Origin of the sequence: Mesoterricola sediminis (genome assembly GCF_030295425.1) — a bacterium.
Lineage (GTDB): Bacteria > Acidobacteriota > Holophagae > Holophagales > Holophagaceae > Mesoterricola > Mesoterricola sediminis.
In genome coordinates this window covers 2,851,008-2,869,422 of the sequence record NZ_AP027081.1, presented here as the reverse complement: position 1 = coordinate 2,869,422, position 18,415 = coordinate 2,851,008, and the positions used below count along the sequence as shown (strand labels likewise).

At 71.1% G+C, this 18,415-nt stretch carries 16 protein-coding genes; 2 read left to right on the top strand and 14 right to left on the bottom strand.

The window, feature by feature from the left end; all coding sequences use genetic code 11:
• Nucleotides 1–41: 41 nt before the first annotated feature.
• From R2J75_RS12615 to flgB, 13 genes are all read right to left on the bottom strand, one after another.
• Nucleotides 42–1,349, bottom strand: coding sequence for a flagellar hook protein FlgE (locus R2J75_RS12615; RefSeq protein WP_316410309.1), 1,308 nt, complete (start codon nucleotides 1,347–1,349; stop codon nucleotides 42–44).
• Between the two features lie 12 nt (nucleotides 1,350–1,361).
• Complete coding sequence (locus tag R2J75_RS12610) at nucleotides 1,362–2,018, bottom strand: flagellar hook assembly protein FlgD (RefSeq protein ID WP_243331888.1); 657 nt, start codon at nucleotides 2,016–2,018, stop codon at nucleotides 1,362–1,364.
• A 40-nt stretch (nucleotides 2,019–2,058) separates the two neighbouring features.
• Nucleotides 2,059–3,912, bottom strand: a complete 1,854-nt coding sequence (locus tag R2J75_RS12605; protein WP_316410308.1) for a flagellar hook-length control protein FliK — start codon at nucleotides 3,910–3,912, stop codon at nucleotides 2,059–2,061.
• 169 nt (nucleotides 3,913–4,081) lie between these two features.
• A complete protein-coding gene (locus tag R2J75_RS12600) occupies nucleotides 4,082–4,585 on the bottom strand; it encodes a con-10 family general stress protein (RefSeq protein ID WP_243331893.1) in 504 nt (167 codons plus the stop codon).
• Between the two features lie 158 nt (nucleotides 4,586–4,743).
• Nucleotides 4,744–5,277 (bottom strand): hypothetical protein, encoded by a 534-nt coding sequence (locus tag R2J75_RS12595; RefSeq protein ID WP_243331895.1) that lies wholly within the window; start codon nucleotides 5,275–5,277, stop codon nucleotides 4,744–4,746.
• Nucleotides 5,278–5,284: 7 nt separating this feature from the next.
• Nucleotides 5,285–5,749, bottom strand: a complete 465-nt coding sequence (gene fliJ, locus R2J75_RS12590) for a flagellar export protein FliJ (RefSeq protein WP_243346604.1) — start codon at nucleotides 5,747–5,749, stop codon at nucleotides 5,285–5,287.
• Nucleotide 5,750: 1 nt separating this feature from the next.
• The gene (locus R2J75_RS12585) at nucleotides 5,751–7,094 is read right to left on the bottom strand and encodes a FliI/YscN family ATPase (protein WP_243331900.1); all 1,344 of its coding nucleotides are present in this window, start codon (nucleotides 7,092–7,094) and stop codon (nucleotides 5,751–5,753) included.
• Nucleotides 7,094–7,840, bottom strand: coding sequence for a FliH/SctL family protein (locus tag R2J75_RS12580; RefSeq protein WP_316410303.1), 747 nt, complete (start codon nucleotides 7,838–7,840; stop codon nucleotides 7,094–7,096). The genes R2J75_RS12585 and R2J75_RS12580 overlap by 1 nt, the downstream gene beginning before the upstream one ends.
• Nucleotides 7,830–8,834, bottom strand: coding sequence for a flagellar motor switch protein FliG (gene fliG / locus R2J75_RS12575; protein WP_243331904.1), 1,005 nt, complete (start codon nucleotides 8,832–8,834; stop codon nucleotides 7,830–7,832). The genes R2J75_RS12580 and fliG overlap by 11 nt, the downstream gene beginning before the upstream one ends.
• Before the next feature lies 1 nt (nucleotide 8,835).
• Nucleotides 8,836–10,515: a flagellar basal-body MS-ring/collar protein FliF gene (fliF, locus tag R2J75_RS12570; protein ID WP_243331907.1), complete on the bottom strand. Its 1,680-nt coding sequence runs from the start codon at nucleotides 10,513–10,515 to the stop codon at nucleotides 8,836–8,838.
• Nucleotides 10,516–10,546: 31 nt separating this feature from the next.
• Nucleotides 10,547–10,861, bottom strand: coding sequence for a flagellar hook-basal body complex protein FliE (gene fliE, locus R2J75_RS12565; RefSeq protein ID WP_243331909.1), 315 nt, complete (start codon nucleotides 10,859–10,861; stop codon nucleotides 10,547–10,549).
• 121 nt (nucleotides 10,862–10,982) lie between these two features.
• The gene (gene flgC, locus R2J75_RS12560) at nucleotides 10,983–11,408 is read right to left on the bottom strand and encodes a flagellar basal body rod protein FlgC (RefSeq protein WP_243331911.1); all 426 of its coding nucleotides are present in this window, start codon (nucleotides 11,406–11,408) and stop codon (nucleotides 10,983–10,985) included.
• Entirely contained in the window at nucleotides 11,408–11,818 is a 411-nt protein-coding gene (gene flgB, locus R2J75_RS12555; RefSeq protein ID WP_243346600.1) for a flagellar basal body rod protein FlgB, read from the bottom strand. The genes flgC and flgB overlap by 1 nt, the downstream gene beginning before the upstream one ends.
• A gap of 121 nt (nucleotides 11,819–11,939) precedes the next feature.
• Here flgB and R2J75_RS12550 point away from each other — a divergent pair, with 121 nt between their 5' ends.
• A complete protein-coding gene (locus tag R2J75_RS12550; RefSeq protein WP_243331914.1) occupies nucleotides 11,940–12,275 on the top strand; it encodes an STAS domain-containing protein in 336 nt (111 codons plus the stop codon).
• An 18-nt stretch (nucleotides 12,276–12,293) separates the two neighbouring features.
• Nucleotides 12,294–15,365, top strand: coding sequence for a BamA/TamA family outer membrane protein (locus R2J75_RS12545; RefSeq protein WP_243331916.1), 3,072 nt, complete (start codon nucleotides 12,294–12,296; stop codon nucleotides 15,363–15,365).
• Between the two features lies 1 nt (nucleotide 15,366).
• Here R2J75_RS12545 and R2J75_RS12540 read toward each other — a convergent pair whose 3' ends face one another.
• Entirely contained in the window at nucleotides 15,367–18,408 is a 3,042-nt protein-coding gene (locus R2J75_RS12540; RefSeq protein ID WP_316410301.1) for a serine/threonine-protein kinase, read from the bottom strand.
• Nucleotides 18,409–18,415 lie beyond the last annotated feature (7 nt).

The window sequence follows — 18,415 nt, the reverse complement described above, 5'->3', positions numbered from 1 at the left end:
AGGGTAATCCCCCGGGAGCCCCAGATGGTCAAGAATCTTTACTACCGGACGAGGTTGAGCACTTCCTGGAGCAGCGTGTTGGCCGTGGTGACGACGCGGCTGTTGGCCTGGTAGCCGTTCTGGTTCACGATCATGCGGGTCAGCTCGGTGGCCACGTCCACGTTGGACAGTTCCAGGTTGGAGCCGAGGACGCCGCCCCGGCCGCCCTGGTTGGCCGCGCCCACCGCGGCGGTGCCGCTGGCGACGGTGGCGATCCAGTTGTTGCCGCCCACCTTGGAGAGGCCGTTCTCGTTGAGGAAGGTGCTCACCGCCACCTGGCCCATGGGGATGGTCTGGCCGTTGGTGTAGTTGCCGATGATGACGCCGTTCTGGTCGACGGTGAGGCTGTCCACGGTGCCGGCGCCGTAGCCGTCCTGGCTGGTGGCGGACGTGGTGGAGGCGGAGGCGTAGCTGGTGAAGTAGGCGGTGAAGCCGCTCCCCGTGGTGTTGGGGGTGGCCAGTTCCCACTTGACGCTGGCGTCGGCGGCGCCGTTGGCGAAGCCGGTGAAGGAGATGCTGGGGTTGTTGTTGCCCGTGATGGTGGTGGGGGTGTCGGTGGCCAAGCCTCCGGCGGGGATGTAGCCCGTGAGGGCGCCCGTGTTGTCGAACTGGAGGTAGGCGGGGATGCCGGCCACGGCCGCGCCGTCCACGGTGGCGGGGCCCGTCACGGCCCACTGGCCCGCGGTGCCGGTGGGCTGGAAGCTGAGGGTGACGCTGTGGGTGGCGCCCAGGGAGTCGTAGATCTGGACCGTGGACGTGAAGACCGACGTGGTGGCCGCGGCGGAGTTCAGGTTGGCGATGATCTCCACGTTGCGGGTGGCGACGCCGCCGGAGGTCCCGGCCATGTTGAGCTGGATGGGCGTCGGCAGGCCGCCGGGGTTGACGACGCCGTTGGTGGCGTTCCAGCCCATGACCTTGTTGCCCTGGGAGTCGACCAGGAACCCGCTCTTGTCGATGGTGAAGTTGCCGTTGCGGGTGTAGACGGCGCTGCCCTGCTTGTTCTGCAGGGTGAAGAAGCCGTTGCCCTGCATGGCCATGTCCGTGACGTTGCCGGTCTGCTGGAAGGAGCCCTGGGAGAAGTTGGTGGCCACCGACCCGAGGGAGGCGCCGAGGCCCACCTGCATGGGATTGCCGTTGCCCTGGGTCCCCTGGTTGGCGATGGCCGCCGCGAAGAGGTCCTGGAACTCGGAGCTGGCGCCCTTGAACCCGGCCGTGTTGAGGTTGGCCAGGTTGTTGCCGATCACACTGAGCGCGGAGGCGTTGGTGGAAAGGCCGGAGAGGCTCGCGTAGAAGGAAGAATAGAGGCCCATGGCGCGCTCCTGTCAGTTGGAGATCCGGGTGATGTTGGAAAGGGAGTACTGGCTGCCGCCGGCGGTGACCTTCACCTCGTTGTCGACGAAGGAGACGGCCGTGACGGTCGCGGTGGTCGTGGTGGAGGCGCTGATGCTGGTGCCCGCGCCGTTCTTGGCGGTGACGCTCACCGTGTAGGTGCCGTCCGCGAGCTGGTTGCCGTAGGCGTCCTGGCCGTTCCAGGCCAGGGTCGTGTCTCCGGCGGAAAGGGTCACGGGGCCGAGGGTGGCCACCGTGCTGCCCTTGGCGTTCTTGATGGTGAGGACGGCGTCGCCGGCGCTCGCCATGTTGATGCCGATCTGGGCGGAGCCGCCGGAGAGGGCCACCTTGCTGGAGGTGAGCTGGATCTTCTTGCCGATCAGGTCCGCGCTCTGGGCCTGGTAGAGGGCCGCGTTCTGGGTCTGGATGCTGCCGAGCAGGGTGTTGGTGTTCTGCTGGGCCTCCAGGCTCGAGAAGGTGGCCATCTGCTGCACCATCTGGGCGGGGTCCTGGGTGTTGGTCGGATCCTGGTGCTGCAGCTGGGCCACCAGCAGTTTGAGGAAGGCGTCCTTGCCCAGCGTGTTGCTGGCGGTGGTGGACGAGCCCGAGGACGTGGTCGACGAGGTCGTTGGAACGCTGGCGGTCTGCATGGTCAGGTCCTCCGGGGGATTCAAAGCAGGAGTCGTGCCGTCAGGCGACAATCTCGATCCGGTGCGGGTTTGCGGGCGAAGGGGCCGCGGCGATGGGCGCTTCCTGCCCAATTTCGGCGGTCTGGACCCGGGGCGCGGCCGGCGCGGGGGCGGGAGCGGGGGCGGCCTGCTCGCCCTGGCGGCCCTGGTGCAGGTCGAAGCTGCCCAGGGAGAGCCCCTGGTCCCGGAGCGAGGCTTCCAGGGCCGAGCGATGCTCCTGCAGGAGGGGCAGGCTGCTGGGCTCGGTGGCCCAGACGCGGGCGTGGACCTCGGTGCCCTCCACCTTGATCTGGATGCGCACGGCGCCCAGGGATTCGGGGTGGAGCTGCAGGTCGGCGGAGGGGGTCTGGGCCTTGAGGAGCCAGCGCACGCTCCCCTCCAGTTGGGCCGCCACGGGGTTGCGCAGGAAGGCCGCCGTGTCGGAGGCGGCGGCGTGGGCCGCCGGGGCCGGGACCGCCGGCGGGGCGGAAGCCGGCGTGGCCGGGCTCCCGGAGGCCAGGCCGGGCGCGTTGGCGAGGGCCTCATGGGCGGCGGGGGCCGCCGGGGCGGGCAGGGTGGGGGCGGTGGCGGCGCTGGCCGCGGCCGGGGTGGGGCCCGGCGTCTCGCCATCCTGGGAAAGGATTGCCGGGGTTTCCACCGTGGGCTTGGGCCGGTTCAGGAGTTCACTGAGGGCGGGCTTCGACGGGGCGCCGGTCGCGGCCCCCGCGGTGGCCCCCGTGCCTTTGACGGCCTGGAGGCGGAGGCCCGGGAGCTCCGCCTCCAGCGCGGCCTGGGCCTTGGCGGCGGTCAGGGCCGCGGGAACGTCCGCGGACGGCTCGGTGCGGGGCTGGGCCTCCGCGGCCACGCGGGCCTCCGGCGCCTCGGGGACCGCGGTCCGGGGCAGGTCCGTGCGGAGCCCGCCGTGGGCCGGCTCCGGGGCCGGCGTGTCCTCGGCCGCCCCGGGGGCGGGGGGCTGCGCGTCCACCTCGGTCTTCTGGGCGGGGGCCGGATGGGAGTCAACCGGGCGTGCGGACCCCGGCGTGGCGGCGGGCGCTCCCGCTCCGGCGGACGGGGCCTGGGGCGGAGCCGCCTGGGCCGGCGGCGCGCCGGGCTCGGCGGGGGTCTCCGGCGCGGCCGGGGCCTCGGCCCGGGGCGGCAGGGCCGGCCCCCCCGCGATCGGAGCGGGTTCGGAGGGTGGAGCGGCGGCCGGCGTACCGGCGGCAGGCGTACCGGCGGTCGCCGGGGCCGGGGCATCCGGCGCCCCCGCGGCCGGGCTCGCGCTGGTCGGCGCGCCCGGCGTGGGCGCCGGGCTCCCCGGAAGGGCGGCCAGGGCCGCGTCCCCGGTGGGAGGCGTGGGGGCCGCCGACGGGGCGGAGGCGGCGCTTGCCTGGACACCCGTGACGCTGTCCGCCGGTGGGGCGGGGGTTCCGGCGTCGGCCGGGGCGGGCGGGGTCGCGGCCGCCTGGGCGGCCAGGGCCGCGGCCAGGGGGTTGGGCTGGAGGGTTTCCAGGGGGGCCTGGGGTTCCCGGGGGCTGGGATCGATCCCCGATTCCGGGTCCGAGGACGTGGGCCCAGGCGGGGTCGCCTGGGCAGGATCCGCATCGGTCCGGGCCGGCTGGGAGGGGGCCGGCTGAGGTGCGGCCGGCTGGGAGGGGGCCGGCTGAGATACGGACGACCGAGCAGTGGCCGCCGGGGCCTTGGCCTGGGAGGCGTTGGCTGCCGGCTGGGCGGGGGCCTGGGTCCCGGCGTTGGGGGCGCTGGCGCTGGCCAGGGCCCCCATGATGCCGGAGAAGCCGGGCGTGGCCTGGGAGGAGGCGGCTTCGCGGCCCGGCAAGGCCGGGGGCGCTTCGACCGCGCTGCTGATGGCTGGAAGCATGGAACCTCCACCCGGCTCTCGACCGGGTGGCCATCCTCCGCACAGGTTGTGCCGGTTCAACCCGGCAGAATGGGCCGGGTGAAGGGCCCCAGACACAAGCCCCGGTCCCCGCGGGGGGCCGCGGGGACCGGGGCGGTTCGGGGCCGCGGCGGGCGCCGCCCCCGTCGGATCAGGCCAGGCCGGACCCGGGTTCGCCTTCGGGAGTGCCCTCGCCAGGCGCGGCCTTGCGGCTGCGGGAGGCCTCGCCGCCCTTGCGGCCGATCTCCTCCATGTGGGTGCGGTCCTGGCTGACCGCCTCACCGCCCTTCCGGCCGATCTCCGCCATGTGGGTGCGGTCGCGGCTGACGGTGGTCCCGCCCTTGCGGCCGATCTCCTCCATGTGGGTGCGATCCTGACTGACCGCCTCGCCGCCCTTCCGGCCAATGGAGGCCATGTGGGCCCGGTCCTGGCTGACGGCTTCGCCGCCCTTCCGACCGATGGCGGCCATGTGCTCCCGGTTCCGGCTGACGGACTGCCCGCCCTTCCGGCCGATCTCGGCCATGTGCTCGCGGTTGCGACTGACGGACTGACCGCCCTTACGACCGATTTCGGCCATGTGTTCGCGTCCGACGGCCTCACCGCCCAGGGGGGGGGTGGTGTTCATCTGGATATTTTCATCGTTGTTGGCTGCCATGGTGACCTCCACTTCTTCATTTTTCTGGGACCGACCGGGAAAAGGTTTCCGGGGGACTCGTATTAATTGTTTAAAAAAAGAACTAAAAAGGCCCTGCTGATGAAATTATAGGTCGTTCAGTCCAATCCGCCTCCTTGAATGATAGTCCGCTTGGTTTCTCAGGCCTTGGGCCGGGTGATGCCCACCTTTTCGGAAAGCACGGCGGCCAGTTTGGCGTCCTTGGCCGGGTTGTCCTGGCTGGCCAACTGGTCCAGGATCTTGGCCGCCTTCTTCGCCTGCATGCCTGCCAGAAGGCTCACGGCCACCTCCTGGTTGAGGGCGGCCAGCTCCTTCAGGGCCGGGGCGGCGGAGATGGGGTTCATCTGCTCGTAGGTCCGGATGAGCTGGCTGTCGATGGGGGGCCGGGTCCGCAGGGCCTCCAGCTTGGCCATGCCCTCGGCCAGGGTCTTCTCGCGGTTCTGGAGGTCGGCCCGGTCCCGCTCCAGGGTGCCCTGGAGGGTGGCGAGGCGCTCCTCCATCTGGCGGAGCTCGGTCTCCTTCTGGAGGACGGCCTTCTCCCGGACCTGGACCTTGTCGGCCAGGTCGCCGACCTTGATGCCCTCCGCGGGGGTGGGGGTCTGGGCGGACAGCCAGATCACGCCCGCCGAAAGGGCGAGAGGCGCGGTGACCCAGGCGATGTTCTTCATGTTCATGTCAGCCTCACTGGTTGGATGCTCCTGGCGGCCGGATGTGATGCCTCAGGACAGCAATTTCATCCATCTCCTTCGCTTCCTCGCGGAGGACCTCCAGGGCGTGCTGGGCCTGGCGGCGCTCCTTGAGGCGCTGGAGGATCAGGTGATCCTGGTGCGCCTTGACGAGCTGGGCGCGGGCCTCCCGCACCCGTTCGTCTGCTTGACGGACGGCCTCCACGGCCTCCTGGATGCGGCGTTCCACCACCACCAGCCAGCGCTCGATGTCCCGGAGGCGCTCCAGGTCGATCGTCTGGTTGGTTCCCATGCGGCGGCCTTCGATGGCCTGCCGTTGGGTCTGCCGGAGTTCGCCCACCCGGAGCTGGGCCTGGTCCCGGGCGGTGACCGCCCGGGCCATCGCTCGTTTGGCCTCTTCCTCCAGGCTGCGCCGGACCCTGAGCAGGGCTTCCAGGCGGAAACGGAAGCGGGCGGCCACCCTACACCTTGCCCGCCGGCTTCAGGAAGGGCGCCAGGTCGATGCCGAAGATCTGGCCCATGGCCAGGAGGGTCGCGGCCTGGTCGGACCCCTCCGCCACCGCCTGGCGGAGGAAGGCCTGGATGGCGGGCTGGAACTGGATGGCCTGGTCGATGGAGGGGCTGGACCCCTTGGTGTAGGCGCCGATCTGGATGAGGTCCTCGGCGTCGTCGTACGTGGCCATCAGGTCCCGCATCTTGGCGCTGAGCTGCTTCTGCTCGGGGGAGGCCAGGGCGGAGAAGAGCCGGCTGATGCTGGGGAGGACGTCCACGGCGGGGAAGTGGTTCTTGGCGGCCAGGCGCCGGGAGAGGACCACGTGCCCGTCCAGGATGCCCCGGACGGCGTCGGCGATGGGCTCGTTCATGTCGTCGCCCTCCACCAGGACGGTGAAGATGCCGGTGATGGACCCCATGCCCTCGAAGGCGCCGGCCCGCTCCATGAGCCGGGGCAGGAGGGCGAAGACGGAGGGGGTGTAGCCGCGGGAGCTGGGGGGCTCGCCGGCGGACAGGCCCACCTCCCGCTGGGCCATGGCGAAGCGGGTGACGCTGTCCATCATCATGAGGACGTCCTTGCCCTGGCGCATGAAGTGCTCGGCGATGGCCATGGCGGACAGGGCGCAGCGCAGGCGGAGCAGGGGGGTCTGGTCGCTGGTCGCCACCACCACGACGCTCCGGGCCAGGCCCTCGGGGCCCAGGTCGTTGTCGATGAACTCCTTCAGCTCGCGGCCCCGCTCCCCCACCAGGGCGATGACGTTCACCTGGGCCGAGGTGTTCCGGGCGATCATGCCCATGAGGGTGGACTTGCCCACGCCGGACCCGGCGAAGATCCCGATGCGCTGGCCCTTGCCCAGGGTCAGGAGGCCGTCGATGCTCCGGACGCCGGTGGAGAGGACCTCGTTGATGCGCCGCCGCCGCATGGGGTTGGGGGGCTGGCCGTGGATGGGCACCCGGTCCTGCACCTCGATGGGGGGACCGCCGTCCAGGGGGCGCCCCAGGGGATCGATCACACGACCTAGCAAGCTGGCGGACACCGGCAGCTCGGGCTGGTGGCCCAGGGCCTCCACGAGGAGGCCGGGGCGGATGCCCTCCAGATTCTCCACGGGCATCAGGAGGACGCTGCGCTCCTGGAAGCCCACGACTTCGGCGGTGACCTGGCGGCCGTCGGGCATGTGGATGGCCATCTGCTCGCCCACGGAGCCCTCGGGGCCCCGGGATTCCACGATGAGGCCCACCACCTTGGAGACCCGGCCCAGGACATCGCCGGGGGGGAGCTTGGCCACGTCCCGGGCCAGGGCGGACAGGTCCATCAGTAGCCCTCCTGCTCCCGGATCCGCTGGATCAGCTCCAGGAGGTGGCCGCGGCGCCGCTCCACCGTCGCGTCCAGGACGCCGGAGGCGCTTTCCACCCGCAGGCTGCCGCGGGTCAGGCCCTCGTCCTCGCGCAGGGTGACGCCGGCGGGGGCGGCGGCGGAGCCGCCGATCTCCTCCAGGTCCCGGGGGTGGATGAGGACGGTGATGCCCGGGCGGCCCTCCGGATCGTCGGGGCTGGCGGGGAAGGGGTGGGCCTCCAGGACCCGCTCCAGGAGCGGTCGAAGGGTCTGGATGCCCTGCTGGATCTCGCGGCCCGCCAGGTATTCGCCGAAGGCCAGGGCCAGGCCCAGCAGTTCGTCCTGGGCCGCCTTGCCGTGCAGGGACAGGGAGGCGGACAGTTCCCCCAGGGCCTTGTCCAGGCGCTGGATCTGGGCCCGGTACTGGCTCTCCCCGAACGCGCGGCCCTCGGTCTCGCCGGCGGCGAAGCCCTGTTCGTAGGCCTTCCGGGCCACGTCCTGGGCGTCCCGCTCGGCCTGCTGGAGCTTCTCGTAGATGATCTGGTCCACGGAGGCCAGGCGCCGGGCGTCCTCCTCGGGCGTGGTGAACGTGGCGCTCAGGGGGGTGTCGTCGCCGGCCTCGTCCTCGTCCTCCAGGGGCGGGGGGGCCTGGGCCGCGAAGTACGGGAAGGCCTCGATGGCCTCCAGGTCCACCCTGCGGGCCGGGATGAACCGCTCAACTGACATAGTCGTCCCCGCCGCCGCCGCCGATGCTGATGACGCCCTCTTCCTCGAGCTGGCGAACGATCTCGACGATCTCGTGCTGCGCCTTCTCCACGTCCTTGAGCTTCACGGGCCCCATGAACTCCATTTCCTCCTTCATGAGTTCCACGGCCCGGCTGGACATGTTGCGGAAGAACTGGTTGCGCAGCTCCTCGCTGGTGCCCTTGAGGGCGGTGGTGAGGCTCTTCTTGTCCACCCGCTTGAGGATCTCGGCGATGCCCAGGTCGTCGATGAGGAGGATGTCGTCGAAGACGAACATGAGGTCCCGGATGCTGGCGGCCAGCTGGGGGTTCTCGTTCTCGATCTTCTCCAGCACCACCCGGCCCGTGGTCCGGTCCATGCGGTTGAAGAGCTCCGCCACGGCCCGGACGCCGCCGTAGGCCTCGGTGGCGAAGGAGCCCAGGGCCTCCAGCTTCTGCTCCAGGATGAGGGAGATGCGGCGCACCACCTCGGGGCTGATCTCCTGGAGGTTGGCCATGCGCATGGCCACGTCGGCCCGGAGGGTCTCGGGGAGGCTGGCGATGAGGTCGCCGGCCTGGCTTGCGTTCAGGTGGGCCAGGATCAGGGCGATGGTCTGGGGGTGCTCGTTCTGGATGAACTTGGAGAGCTGCTGGGGGTTGGCCCGCTCGATGCTGGAGAACCCGGCCGAGGACTCCAGGGCCTTGGTGAGGCGGTCGATGATCTTGCGGGCGGCCTCGGGGCCCACCGACTTGATGAGGAGCTTCTTGGCGTACTCGATGCCGCCCTGGGCGATGTAGGTCTTCGCCAGGGTCATGGTGTGGAACTCTTCCAGCACCTCGTCGGCCGTCTCGGGCTGCACGTGCTTGGTGAGGGCGATCTCCTTGGAGATGTTCTGGATCTCGTCCTCTTCCAGGAACTTGAAGATCTGGGCGGCGGTCTCGTCGCCGAGGGCGACCATGAGGACGGCGGCTTTCTGGGTGCCGGAAAGCTTGGTCATGCTATCTCCCGTCCTCGATCATCCAGCTCCGCACCAGGCTGGCGATGGTCTCGGCGTCGCCCAGGGTGCTCTCCTGGATGCGCTTCTTGATGAGGCTGCGCCGCTGGGCCTCGGGGGCCGAGGAGGCGCCCTCGGCGTTGAGTTCGGCCTCGATCTCGGCTTCCAGCTCGGCCATGGACTTGACGGGGGTGAACTTGCGGGGAGCCGCGGCCCCGCCTTCGCCCGCTTCACCACCGCCCACGCGGACGCGCAGGGGGGCGGGACGGTTCAGGGCGGCGGAAATGCGCTTGAGCATGGGCAGGATGATGAGGAAGAAAACAGTCAGTCCCAGGATGGAATATAGGACGAACGGCAGCGCCTGCTTGCCCTGGTCGATCCAGAACTGCTTCTTGGCCTCCGCCTCCTCCCGGGGGTTCGTGGTGGGCGCGAAGGGCATGTTCTCCACGGTGATCTTGTCGCCCCGCTTGGGATCCACCCCCACGGCCGCGGCCACCTGGTCGCCGATCTTCTTCAGCTCCTCGGCGGTGCGGGGGGCGGTCTTCTCTACGGGGTTGCCCTTGGGGTCCTTCTCCCACTTGCTGGCGTCGTCCACGATGACGGCCAGGCTCAGGCGGCGCACGTTCCCGGGGGCCTGCTCCACGGACTTGAGGGTCTTGGAGATCTCGTACTGGGTGGTGGTCTCTTCCTTCTTCTTGGTGTCGGTGCCGGGCTGGCCGGGGGTGCCCTGGTTGATGGGGGGCACGTTGGAGGGGGTCCCGGGCACGCCGGCGACGCCGTCGCGCTTGTTCTCCTCCTCCTTGAGGGTCTTGACGCTCCGCTCCACCTGGCCGGCGGGGTCGAAGATCTCGGAATTGGTCTTCACCTTGTCGAAGTCCAGGTCCACCCGGGCGGTCACCCGCACCTTGCCGATGCCCACGACGGGCTCGAGGAGCTCGGTGACCTGGCGGACGAGGTGCTCCTCCTCCTCCCGCTGGGCCTTCTTCTGGGTGTCCGAGGCCCCCACCATGGGATCCCGGCCCGTCCGGCTGAGGATCCGGCTGAACTGGTCGATGACCACCACCTGCTCGGGCTTGAGGCCCTCCACGCTGGCGGCCACCAAGTTGACGATGGCCTGGGTGTTCTCGTCGGGCAGGGCCCGGCCCCCCTTCAGCTTCAGGAGGACGGAGGCCTTGGCCTCCTCCTTCTCGGTGGCGAAGGGGCTGTCGTTCTGGGGGGTGATGTGCACGGTGGCGCCGGCCACCTGCTGCAGGGACTTGATGGTGTCCGCCAGGGTCCCCTCCAGGGCCCGGCGGTAGAGGATCTTCTGGGTGAAGTCCGTGGTGGTCAGGCCCGGGTTCTCCAGCTTGTCGAACCCGATGCCCTCGCCCTGGGGCAGGCCGTCGCCGGCGAACTTGAGGCGGAGGTCGCCCACTCGCTTCGCCGGCACACTGACCGTCCGCTGGTCCTGGCTCAGCTCGTACTTGATGTTCTGCTTCTTCAGCTCCTCCACGATGCGGTTGGCGTCCGTGGGGGGCAGGTTGCTGAAGAGGACCCCCATGGTCTCCTGGCTGGCGAAGATGCCGAGGCCGGCCAGCACGAGGAGGGCGGTCAAGCAAATGGCAGCCACCATCCCCTTCTGGGTGGCGGTCATGTTCTCGAGGGCCTGGGTGAATTGCTGGGTGACGCTGGGTTCGTCGGCCATGGGGTCCTTTCGATGGCCGGAACGCTAGGCGTCACATTTGCATTCGCATCACTTCCTGGTAAGCCGAGACCAGCTTGGAGCGAACGGCCATCATCATCTGGAAGCTGACATCGGCTTTCTGGACCGCCAGAATCGCCGTGTGCATGTCAGTGGAATTCCCACTAATCAAGTTCCGTGCCTCCTGGGTGGAGGCGTCCTGGGCCGCGTTCACTTCCTGGAGGGCCTGCTTCAGGATGTCGGCGAACTGGGAGCCTTCCTGCCCGTCCTGGCCCGGAACCTGGGACTTCGTCCCGGCCTGGGCGAGGGCGTCGAGGGAGGGGAGCTGGCTGGACGAGATGGGGTTCATGGGGAACCTTGACCTTGGACGGATTCAGGATGGGTGCTTTCGGGCCCGAAGGCCAGTCAGTTTTCCGTCACCGGATCCGGGGACCGGACCACGGGCGGCCGAAGCCGGCGGAAATCGCCCACTAGGTAACCCGAAGCAAATCCTGGGCCGAAAGTGTCATGGTCCGGACGGCCCGGATGACGGCCACGTTGGCGTCGAAGCCCCGGCTCGCCTCGGTGAGGTTCACCATTTCCTCCACCGGATTGATGTTGGGGTACTGGACGGTGCCGCTGGCGTCGGCGTCCGGATGGCCCGGATCGTACTTGGTGATGAAGGGTTCGTTCGAGGCCTGGATGGAGGCAACTTTGACCCCCATGAAGGCGGCGCCGTCGGCCGAGGTGCCCAGGTCGGCCACCTGGAAGACGGCGTCCTTGCGGCGGAAGGGGCCCCCCTGGGGGGTGCGGGTGGTCTCGGCGTTGGCGATGTTGGAGGCCGCCAGCTGGGCCCGGAGACGCTGGGCGGCCATGCCGGAGGCGGCGATCTGGTTGATGGCGTCGAAGGTGCTCATTACTTGGCGGCGTCGCGGATGGCGCCCAGGACGAGCCGGAGCTCGGTCTGGGCCAGGTTGGAGGTGAACTGGTAGATCTGCTGGGTCTTGGCCAGGGCCGCGGTCTCGCGGTCCAGGTGGACGTCGTTGCCGTCGTTGCGCTCGTCGGTGATGTCCAGGGGATGGGTGGCCGGGGGGGTGTCGACAGGGCCCGCCACTTCGGCGGCCTGGCCAGGACTGGGACGGAACTGCCTATCCAGCTTGTCCATCTCCGCCTTGAAGGCGGTCTCGAAGTCGAAGTCCCGGGTGCGGTAGCCCGGGGTGTCGATGTTGGCCAGGTTCGAGGCGATGAGGCCCATGCGCTGGGAGGCCAGGGTCATGCCCCGGGCGCTCAGCTGGATCATGGGGTTGTTGGAGACGAGGTCGAACATGGGGTCCTCGGGTGTCCGGAACGGAACCGGTCCCGGGAGGGAAGCAGGGTTCGTGCCGCATCCAGGCCTGTTCCCGCCGGCGCTCCGCCTTGTATACTCGGGGAAACAGCGAGGACATCGCATGAACATCACCCACAGAGACCATCAGGGCATCACGATCATCTATCCCGAGGGGAAGATCACCCTCGGCGACGGGGACCAGGAGCTGGGCGAGGCCGTGCGCACCGCCCTCGAGCGCGGCAGCCGCAAGGTCATCCTCAACCTGAGCAAGGTCAGCTACCTGGATTCCTCGGGCGTGGGCGAGCTGGTGGGGTGCTACACCTCCATCAAGAACAAGGGCGGGGACCTGCGCATCTGTGGCATGAACGCGCGCATCTTCAACCTGATCACCATGACCAGCCTTCATTCCGTCTTCGACGTCAAGGAGACCGAAGAGGAAGCCCTGGCCGGTTTCTGATCCCAGCGGCCGATGCGGATGTCCCGGCCGGCCTTGGTGCTCCTGGCCGTCCCCTTCGTGGGGACCGGCCTGGCTGGGGCGGCGGGTGAACGCATCGAATGGATAGGCGGCAGTGCGGACGATCGAGCTTTCGCCCGCGCTGCCGCCGGCCTCGTACCCGGCAGTGACCGCCTCCCGGACGGGGCCGACCTGGCCACGGTCCTCGCCGCGATCCGGGCCACGGACCGGTTCCGGAGCGTGACCGCCGAGGGGGGCCGCATCCGCCTGGAGCCCTGGCCCCCCCTGGCCGCCCTGGTCTGGCGGGGCGATGCCCCCGCCGGCCTGCGGAAGGGCCTGACCGGCCTGCCCCGCAAGGGGGAGCGGGTCGGGGACGCGCGCCTGGAGGCGCTGCGGGCCCAGGTCCAGGAGCGTCTCCAGGCGATGGGGTGGCCCCAGGCCCAGGTCGCCGCGCGCCACGAGGACGGCGGGGCCCGGGCCGTGCTGGAGGTGGCCGCGGGGGCGCCCCAGGTGGTCCGGAATGTGGAACTCGCGGGCCGGCTCGGGCCCTTCACCCGGGAGGCGCTCGTCGCGGCCGCCCAGGTCGCCCCGGGCCGGACGCTCTGGTGCCGGGAGGTGGAGATCGAGGTCCACCGGCGGCTCCGGAAGGCGATGGTCAAGCGCCGGCGCTTCGAGGCCAAGGTCGAGCTGGCGTGGGATCCCCAGGGAACCCTGCGGATCCAGGTGGACGCGGGCCCCGAGGTGCGGCTCGCCTCCAAGGGGTCCGGCCTGGGCTGGACGACCTCCATCAAGGACATGGTCCCCCTGGCCCGGGCCGAGCGCTACGGACCCGAGCTCCTGGACGAGGGGGAGCGGCGCATCGTGCGCCTCCTGCGCGCCTCGGGCCACCTGGACCCCCAGGTCTCCTACGTGCGGGAGGTGGTCAAAACCGGCCCCGAGGGCCCGGAGGAGGTGCTGGTCACCTACACGATCGTGCCCGGCCCCAAGGCCCGGATCGCGTCGATCGCCTTCGAGGGCAACCGCGCGGTGCCCGAGGCCGACCTCCGCAAGGCCGTCGAGCTGGGCGGGCTCTTCCGGCCCAAGGCGCGGCCCGAGACCCTGGACGCCCTGGAACGCCGGGTGGAGGCCCTCTACGAGGGCCGCGGGTACGTGGACATCCGGGTGCGGCGGCACATCGATCTCAAGGGGGACCAGGCCCACGTGACGCTCCGCGTCCGCGAGGGCCAGCAGCGCCTGATCTCCGCCCTGCGGCTGGAACTGCCGGAGGACGGGCTCGGCGATCCGTGGGGGCTCGCGGAGTGCCTGCCCCTGATGTTCTCCGACAAGGTGGTCCTCGAGGGCGGCGGCGAGATCCGGCGCTACCGGAGCGACCGCCCCGCCATGGCCGGGATCGAGGGCACCCTGAGCCGGGTGCCGGACCCGGGGGGCCAGGTCTTCGAACTGCGGCCCTCCAGGCCGCTGCCCCTGCTCAAGGCCGACGTGTTCCGCGTCTACACCGCCATCCGCCAGCAGCACCTCGTGGCCCTGGGCGTGGTGCGCCCCGTGGTGCGCACCGAGACCGCCGCGGCGCCGGACGGCACGTCGGTGGTGAAGTTCATCGTGCCGCCCCAGGCCCGGGAGACGGTGCGCCGCATCGTGGTCCAGGGGGCGGACCGCACCCGCTCCGACGCCGTCCTGCGCGAACTGGACTTCCACCCCGGCGACCCCCTCGACCAGGAGCGCCTGATCGGGGCCCAGGGCCGCCTGGGCGCCCTCGGCGCCTTCTCCCGGGTGGACGCCTCCAGCCTCGCCGAGCCCCAGGAAGGGCAGCCGGCGCCGGCGGGACCCCCGGTCCCGTGGAAGCCGGGGGACCTCCTCATCCGCGGCGAGGAGCGGTCGCCCTGGGTCATCACCAATGCCTTCGGCTATGACAGCAGCCAGGGCTACTACCTGGGCCAGGGCATCCAGCGGCTGAACGTGGGCGGCATGGGCCGGACCCTGGACCTGAACATCCGCGCGGGCGACGGCACCATCAACAACCCCACCCTCCGGGACATCTTCCGCACGGGCAAGTACACCCGGAGCCTGGATTCGTACACCCTCGGCTATACGGACCCCTGGTTCGCGCCGGGGGCCCTCACGGGCATCCTCCCCGACCGCACGGCCTTCCGGGCCGAGGGCGCCTACATCCAGGAGCAGCGCTACATCTACAACGTGCACCGGCGGCGGGTGCTCTCCAGCCTCCGGTGGAACGTGTCGCCCCGGGTGAGCGTGGAGGCCGGCTACCGGTTCGAGCGGGTGGAGGTGGCGGCCAACGTCCAGGGCATCGATCCGGGCATCCTGGCGACGATCGCCCGCAACCCGGCCCACGCCATCATTTCAAGCCCCTACCTCCAGCTGGTCCGGGATACCCGGGACAACGCCTTCGATCCCACCAGCGGCGCGTTCTCCCTCGCCCGTTTCGAGGCGGCGGGGCAGGTCTTCGGGACCAGCCCCAACGCCAGCTTCCTCAAGCTCGACGTGCGCAACCAGTGGAACTGGGCCCTGGGCTACAAGGCCTCGGCCGGGGTGGTGAGCCTGGGCCTCCGCCTGGGCGTCGCCCGCCCCACGGCCAGCACCTCCCAGGACCTGCCCCTCGCCGAACGCTTCTTCGGCGGCGGCTCGGGCACCCAGCGCGGGGTCCAGACCGACTACCTCGGTCCCGTGGGGCACGTGCCCCTCCTCAACGCGGACGGCAGCACCCCGGTCAACCCCACGCTGCAGGCCATCCCCCTGGGCGGGCAGGGGCTCGTGGTGGCCAACCTGGAATACCGCTTCCCCCTGATCGGGCAGACGGTGTGGGCGGAGGTGTTCGTGGACAGCGCCCAGGTGTACGAGCGCCTGACCCGCTCCGAAGTGGACGCGGACGGCGGCGGCAAGCGCATCACCAACTTCCCCCCCCTGCGCACCTCCCTGGGCATCGGCCTCATCTTCAAGATCGGCGTGCCCATCAAGGTGGAGTACGCCCAGGATCTGAACCGGCTCCTGAAGCGCTACCCGAGCGCGGCCGACCAGCAGGCCGCGGAGGAAACCCAGCTGCGGAACGTCCTGATCTCGGCCGGCTTCCAGTTCTGAGTCAGGCCCCCTGGGCCTGGGCGCGGAGGCGCTTCAGGAGGGCCAGGCCGGGATCGAGCTGGGCCGCGCCGGCGAGGACGGCGCGGGCTTCCGCCTTCAGGGCCGCGGCCCTGCCTGGGCGGGCCTCCGCCTCCTGCAGGAGGCCGGCGGCGTAGCTCAGCTCCGTCTCCCAGCCGTGGCGGCTGTTGAGGTCCCGGGCCCGGCGGAGGTCCAGGAGGGCCTGGGCGAGGACGGGGCCGGGATCCTGGCGCTGGGCGGTCCTCCAGCGGGCCTCGACGAGGCCCAGGAGCCCGGCCTGGAGGGGGTTGTCGTAGAAGCCCCGGTCCAGGGCCTCGGCCTTGCGGCAGGCCCGGAGGCCCTCATGGAGGCTCGCCAGGGGGCTCCGTCCCCGCTGGAGGTCCCACTGGGCCTGGACCCGGCAGGCGAAGGCGAAGGTCCCGTACACCAGGGCCGGGTTCCGGTTCTCTGCGATGCCCCGGCGGGCGAGGTCCAGGGCCCGGGCCAGGGCGGGGCCGGGGTCGCGCCTGGACTGGAGGTCCCATTCCGCCTTGCGGGCGTTGTAGTAGGCGATGTTGTTGAGCAGGGACACATCCTTGGGGTTGATGGCCAGGGCGCGGTCGAAGCTCTCGAGGGCCCGGGTGAACCACGGGCCGGGATCCTGGGCGTGGTCCAGGAGATACTCGGCCTGGGCCCCGGCCAGGCCTCCCATCCAATCGTGGTTGCTGGCCAGGCCGGGCTGGAGCACGACGAGGCGCTGGCCCAGGGCCAGGCCCTCCTCCACCGTCGGCCGGGGGTCCCGGCCCTTGCGCCGGGCGTCGTCGGCGGCGACGAAGCACAGGAGGATGTGGCCGCGGAGGGCGGTGGTGTTGCCGGGCTCCAGCTCCGCGGCTCGGCGGAAGATGGCGGCGCCTTCCTGGATCCAGGGGGTGGGGTCGCCGCCGTGGTAGCGGACGTACTCGGCGTTGGCCCGGAGCAGGCTCGCCATGGCGATGAGGGGGCCGGGGCCGGCGTCGCCCTCCGCGGCCCGCTTGGCGGCGACGAGGGCCCGGCCGTTGGCCACCAGGGGGGACTGCCCCTTGTGCCGCAGCTCCTCGCCCCAGAGGCTCCAGGCCTGGGAGATGGCCAGCTGGATGCCGGAGGCGGCGGGGTCGCAGGCCAGGGCGTCGTCCAGATGGCCGAGAGCCTCGGTGAGGGCGCGGTCGTCCACGCCGGTGCTGTGCCGGCTGGCCAGGCGCATGTTGAGGAGGCAGCGGCGGACATCGGCGAGGAAGACGTCGGGATGGCTCCGGGCGATGTCCATGGCCTGGTGGTAGGCGCGCCGCGCGCGTTCGGAGGCCGCCTCCGCCCCGGTCGTGTCCCCGTGCTGGAAGGCGGTCTCCGCCTCCGCCTGGGCGGCGTCGCCCTGGAGCTGGAAGGCTTCGAAGGAGGTGGGGTCCGCCGCGAGGGCGCTCCGGGCGAAGGCCGCGGCGTCGGCGGGGCGGCCCTCGTAGTAGGCCAGGAGGCCCTTGAGGTAAGGTTCGTCGCCGGCCAGCCGGATGAATTCCAGGGCCGGATCCCGGTACAGCCGCACCAGATCCGCCTCCATGGCCTTCCGGGCGTCCCCCACGGGCTCCCGCGCGGCCTCCGCCAGGCCGCGCCGGTAGAGTTCGCCGAGGGTGAGGCCGAGGGCCTCGGCGACCCGGGGGCCCCGGGCCCCCAGGTTCCAGGCCTGGAGCAGGCGTTCGCGCGCTTCCCGGTACTCCCCGAGGGCCAGGTGCCCGCGGCCCAGGGCGTAGGCGCCGGGGGCGTCGGCCAGCCCCTTCTGGGCCGCCATCTGGACGCGGATGGTGTCCATGGCCCGGCGCACCCGGGCCAGGTCCCGGCTGAGGTCGTGGCGGGGCAGCAGGTGGGCCATGCGCAGGGTGAACTCCAGGTCCTTGACCTGCTCGCCGAACTGGCGGGCGAGGTCGGCCTGGGCCCGGGCGCGCCACTGGAGCCGCAGGCTCCAGCCCACGGTGCCCAGGCCCAGGAGGAGGGCCACGCTGGCCGCGAGGGAGAGGGCCCAGTGCTTGCGGACCCGCTTGGTCATGACGTAGGCCAGGGACGGGGAACGGGCGAGGATGGGCTCCCCCTGGTGGAAGCGGCGCAGGTCCTCCGCCAGGAGCCGGGCGCTGGCGTAGCGCCGGTCGGGCTCCTTCTCCAGGCACTTGTGGACGATGACCGCCAGGTCCAGGGGCAGGTCCGGCACCAGCTTCCGGAGGGACGGCACCTCCCCGTCGGCCAGGGCCGCGAGGGTCTGGGCCGCGTCGCCGCCCTGGATCGGGGGCCGGTTGGCCAGGAGGAAGTAGAAGGTGGCGCCCAGGGCGTAGACATCAGCCCGGGCGTCCACCCGGCCCGTGACCCCCATGGCCTGTTCGGGGGCCATGTACGAGGGGGTGCCCATCACTTTGCCGTCCAGGGTGAGGGCGGCGCCCTCCTCCTCCTTGGCCAGGCCGAAGTCGGTCAGGTAGGGGCGCCAGCCGCCGTCCACCCGCTCCAGCATGATGTTCGAGGGTTTGATGTCCCGGTGGATGAGCCCGGCGTGGTGGGCGGCGTCCAGGGCCTCCGCGGCCAGGGTGATGATGCGCACCTTCTCGGGGAGGCTGAGGTCCTTGCCCAGCACGGCGAGGTTGTCCCCCTCGATGTACTGCATGGCGATGAAGGGCAGTTCCTCGATGTGGCCGACCTCGTAGACCTTGCAGATGTTGGGATGGTCCACCCGCGCCTGGGCCCGGGCCTCCTGCTGGAAGCGGGGCAGGTGGGCGGGGTCGCGGCCCGCCACCAGTTTGAGGGCCACGATGCGCCGCAGGGCCGGGTCGTAGGCCTGGTAGACGAGGCCCATGCCGCCCCGGCCGCGGAGGGGGCCGAGGATGAAGCGCCCGATCTGCTTCCCCGGCTTGCCCTGGCTCTCGGAGATCCAGGGGGGCAGGGGCCCGCTGCGCTCGCCGGCGGGCGCCGGGCCCAGGTGGGTCGGCGCGTCGTCCCCGAAGAGGGGGGGTGGGAAGTTGGCCAGGGTCCGGGCCACGGTTTCC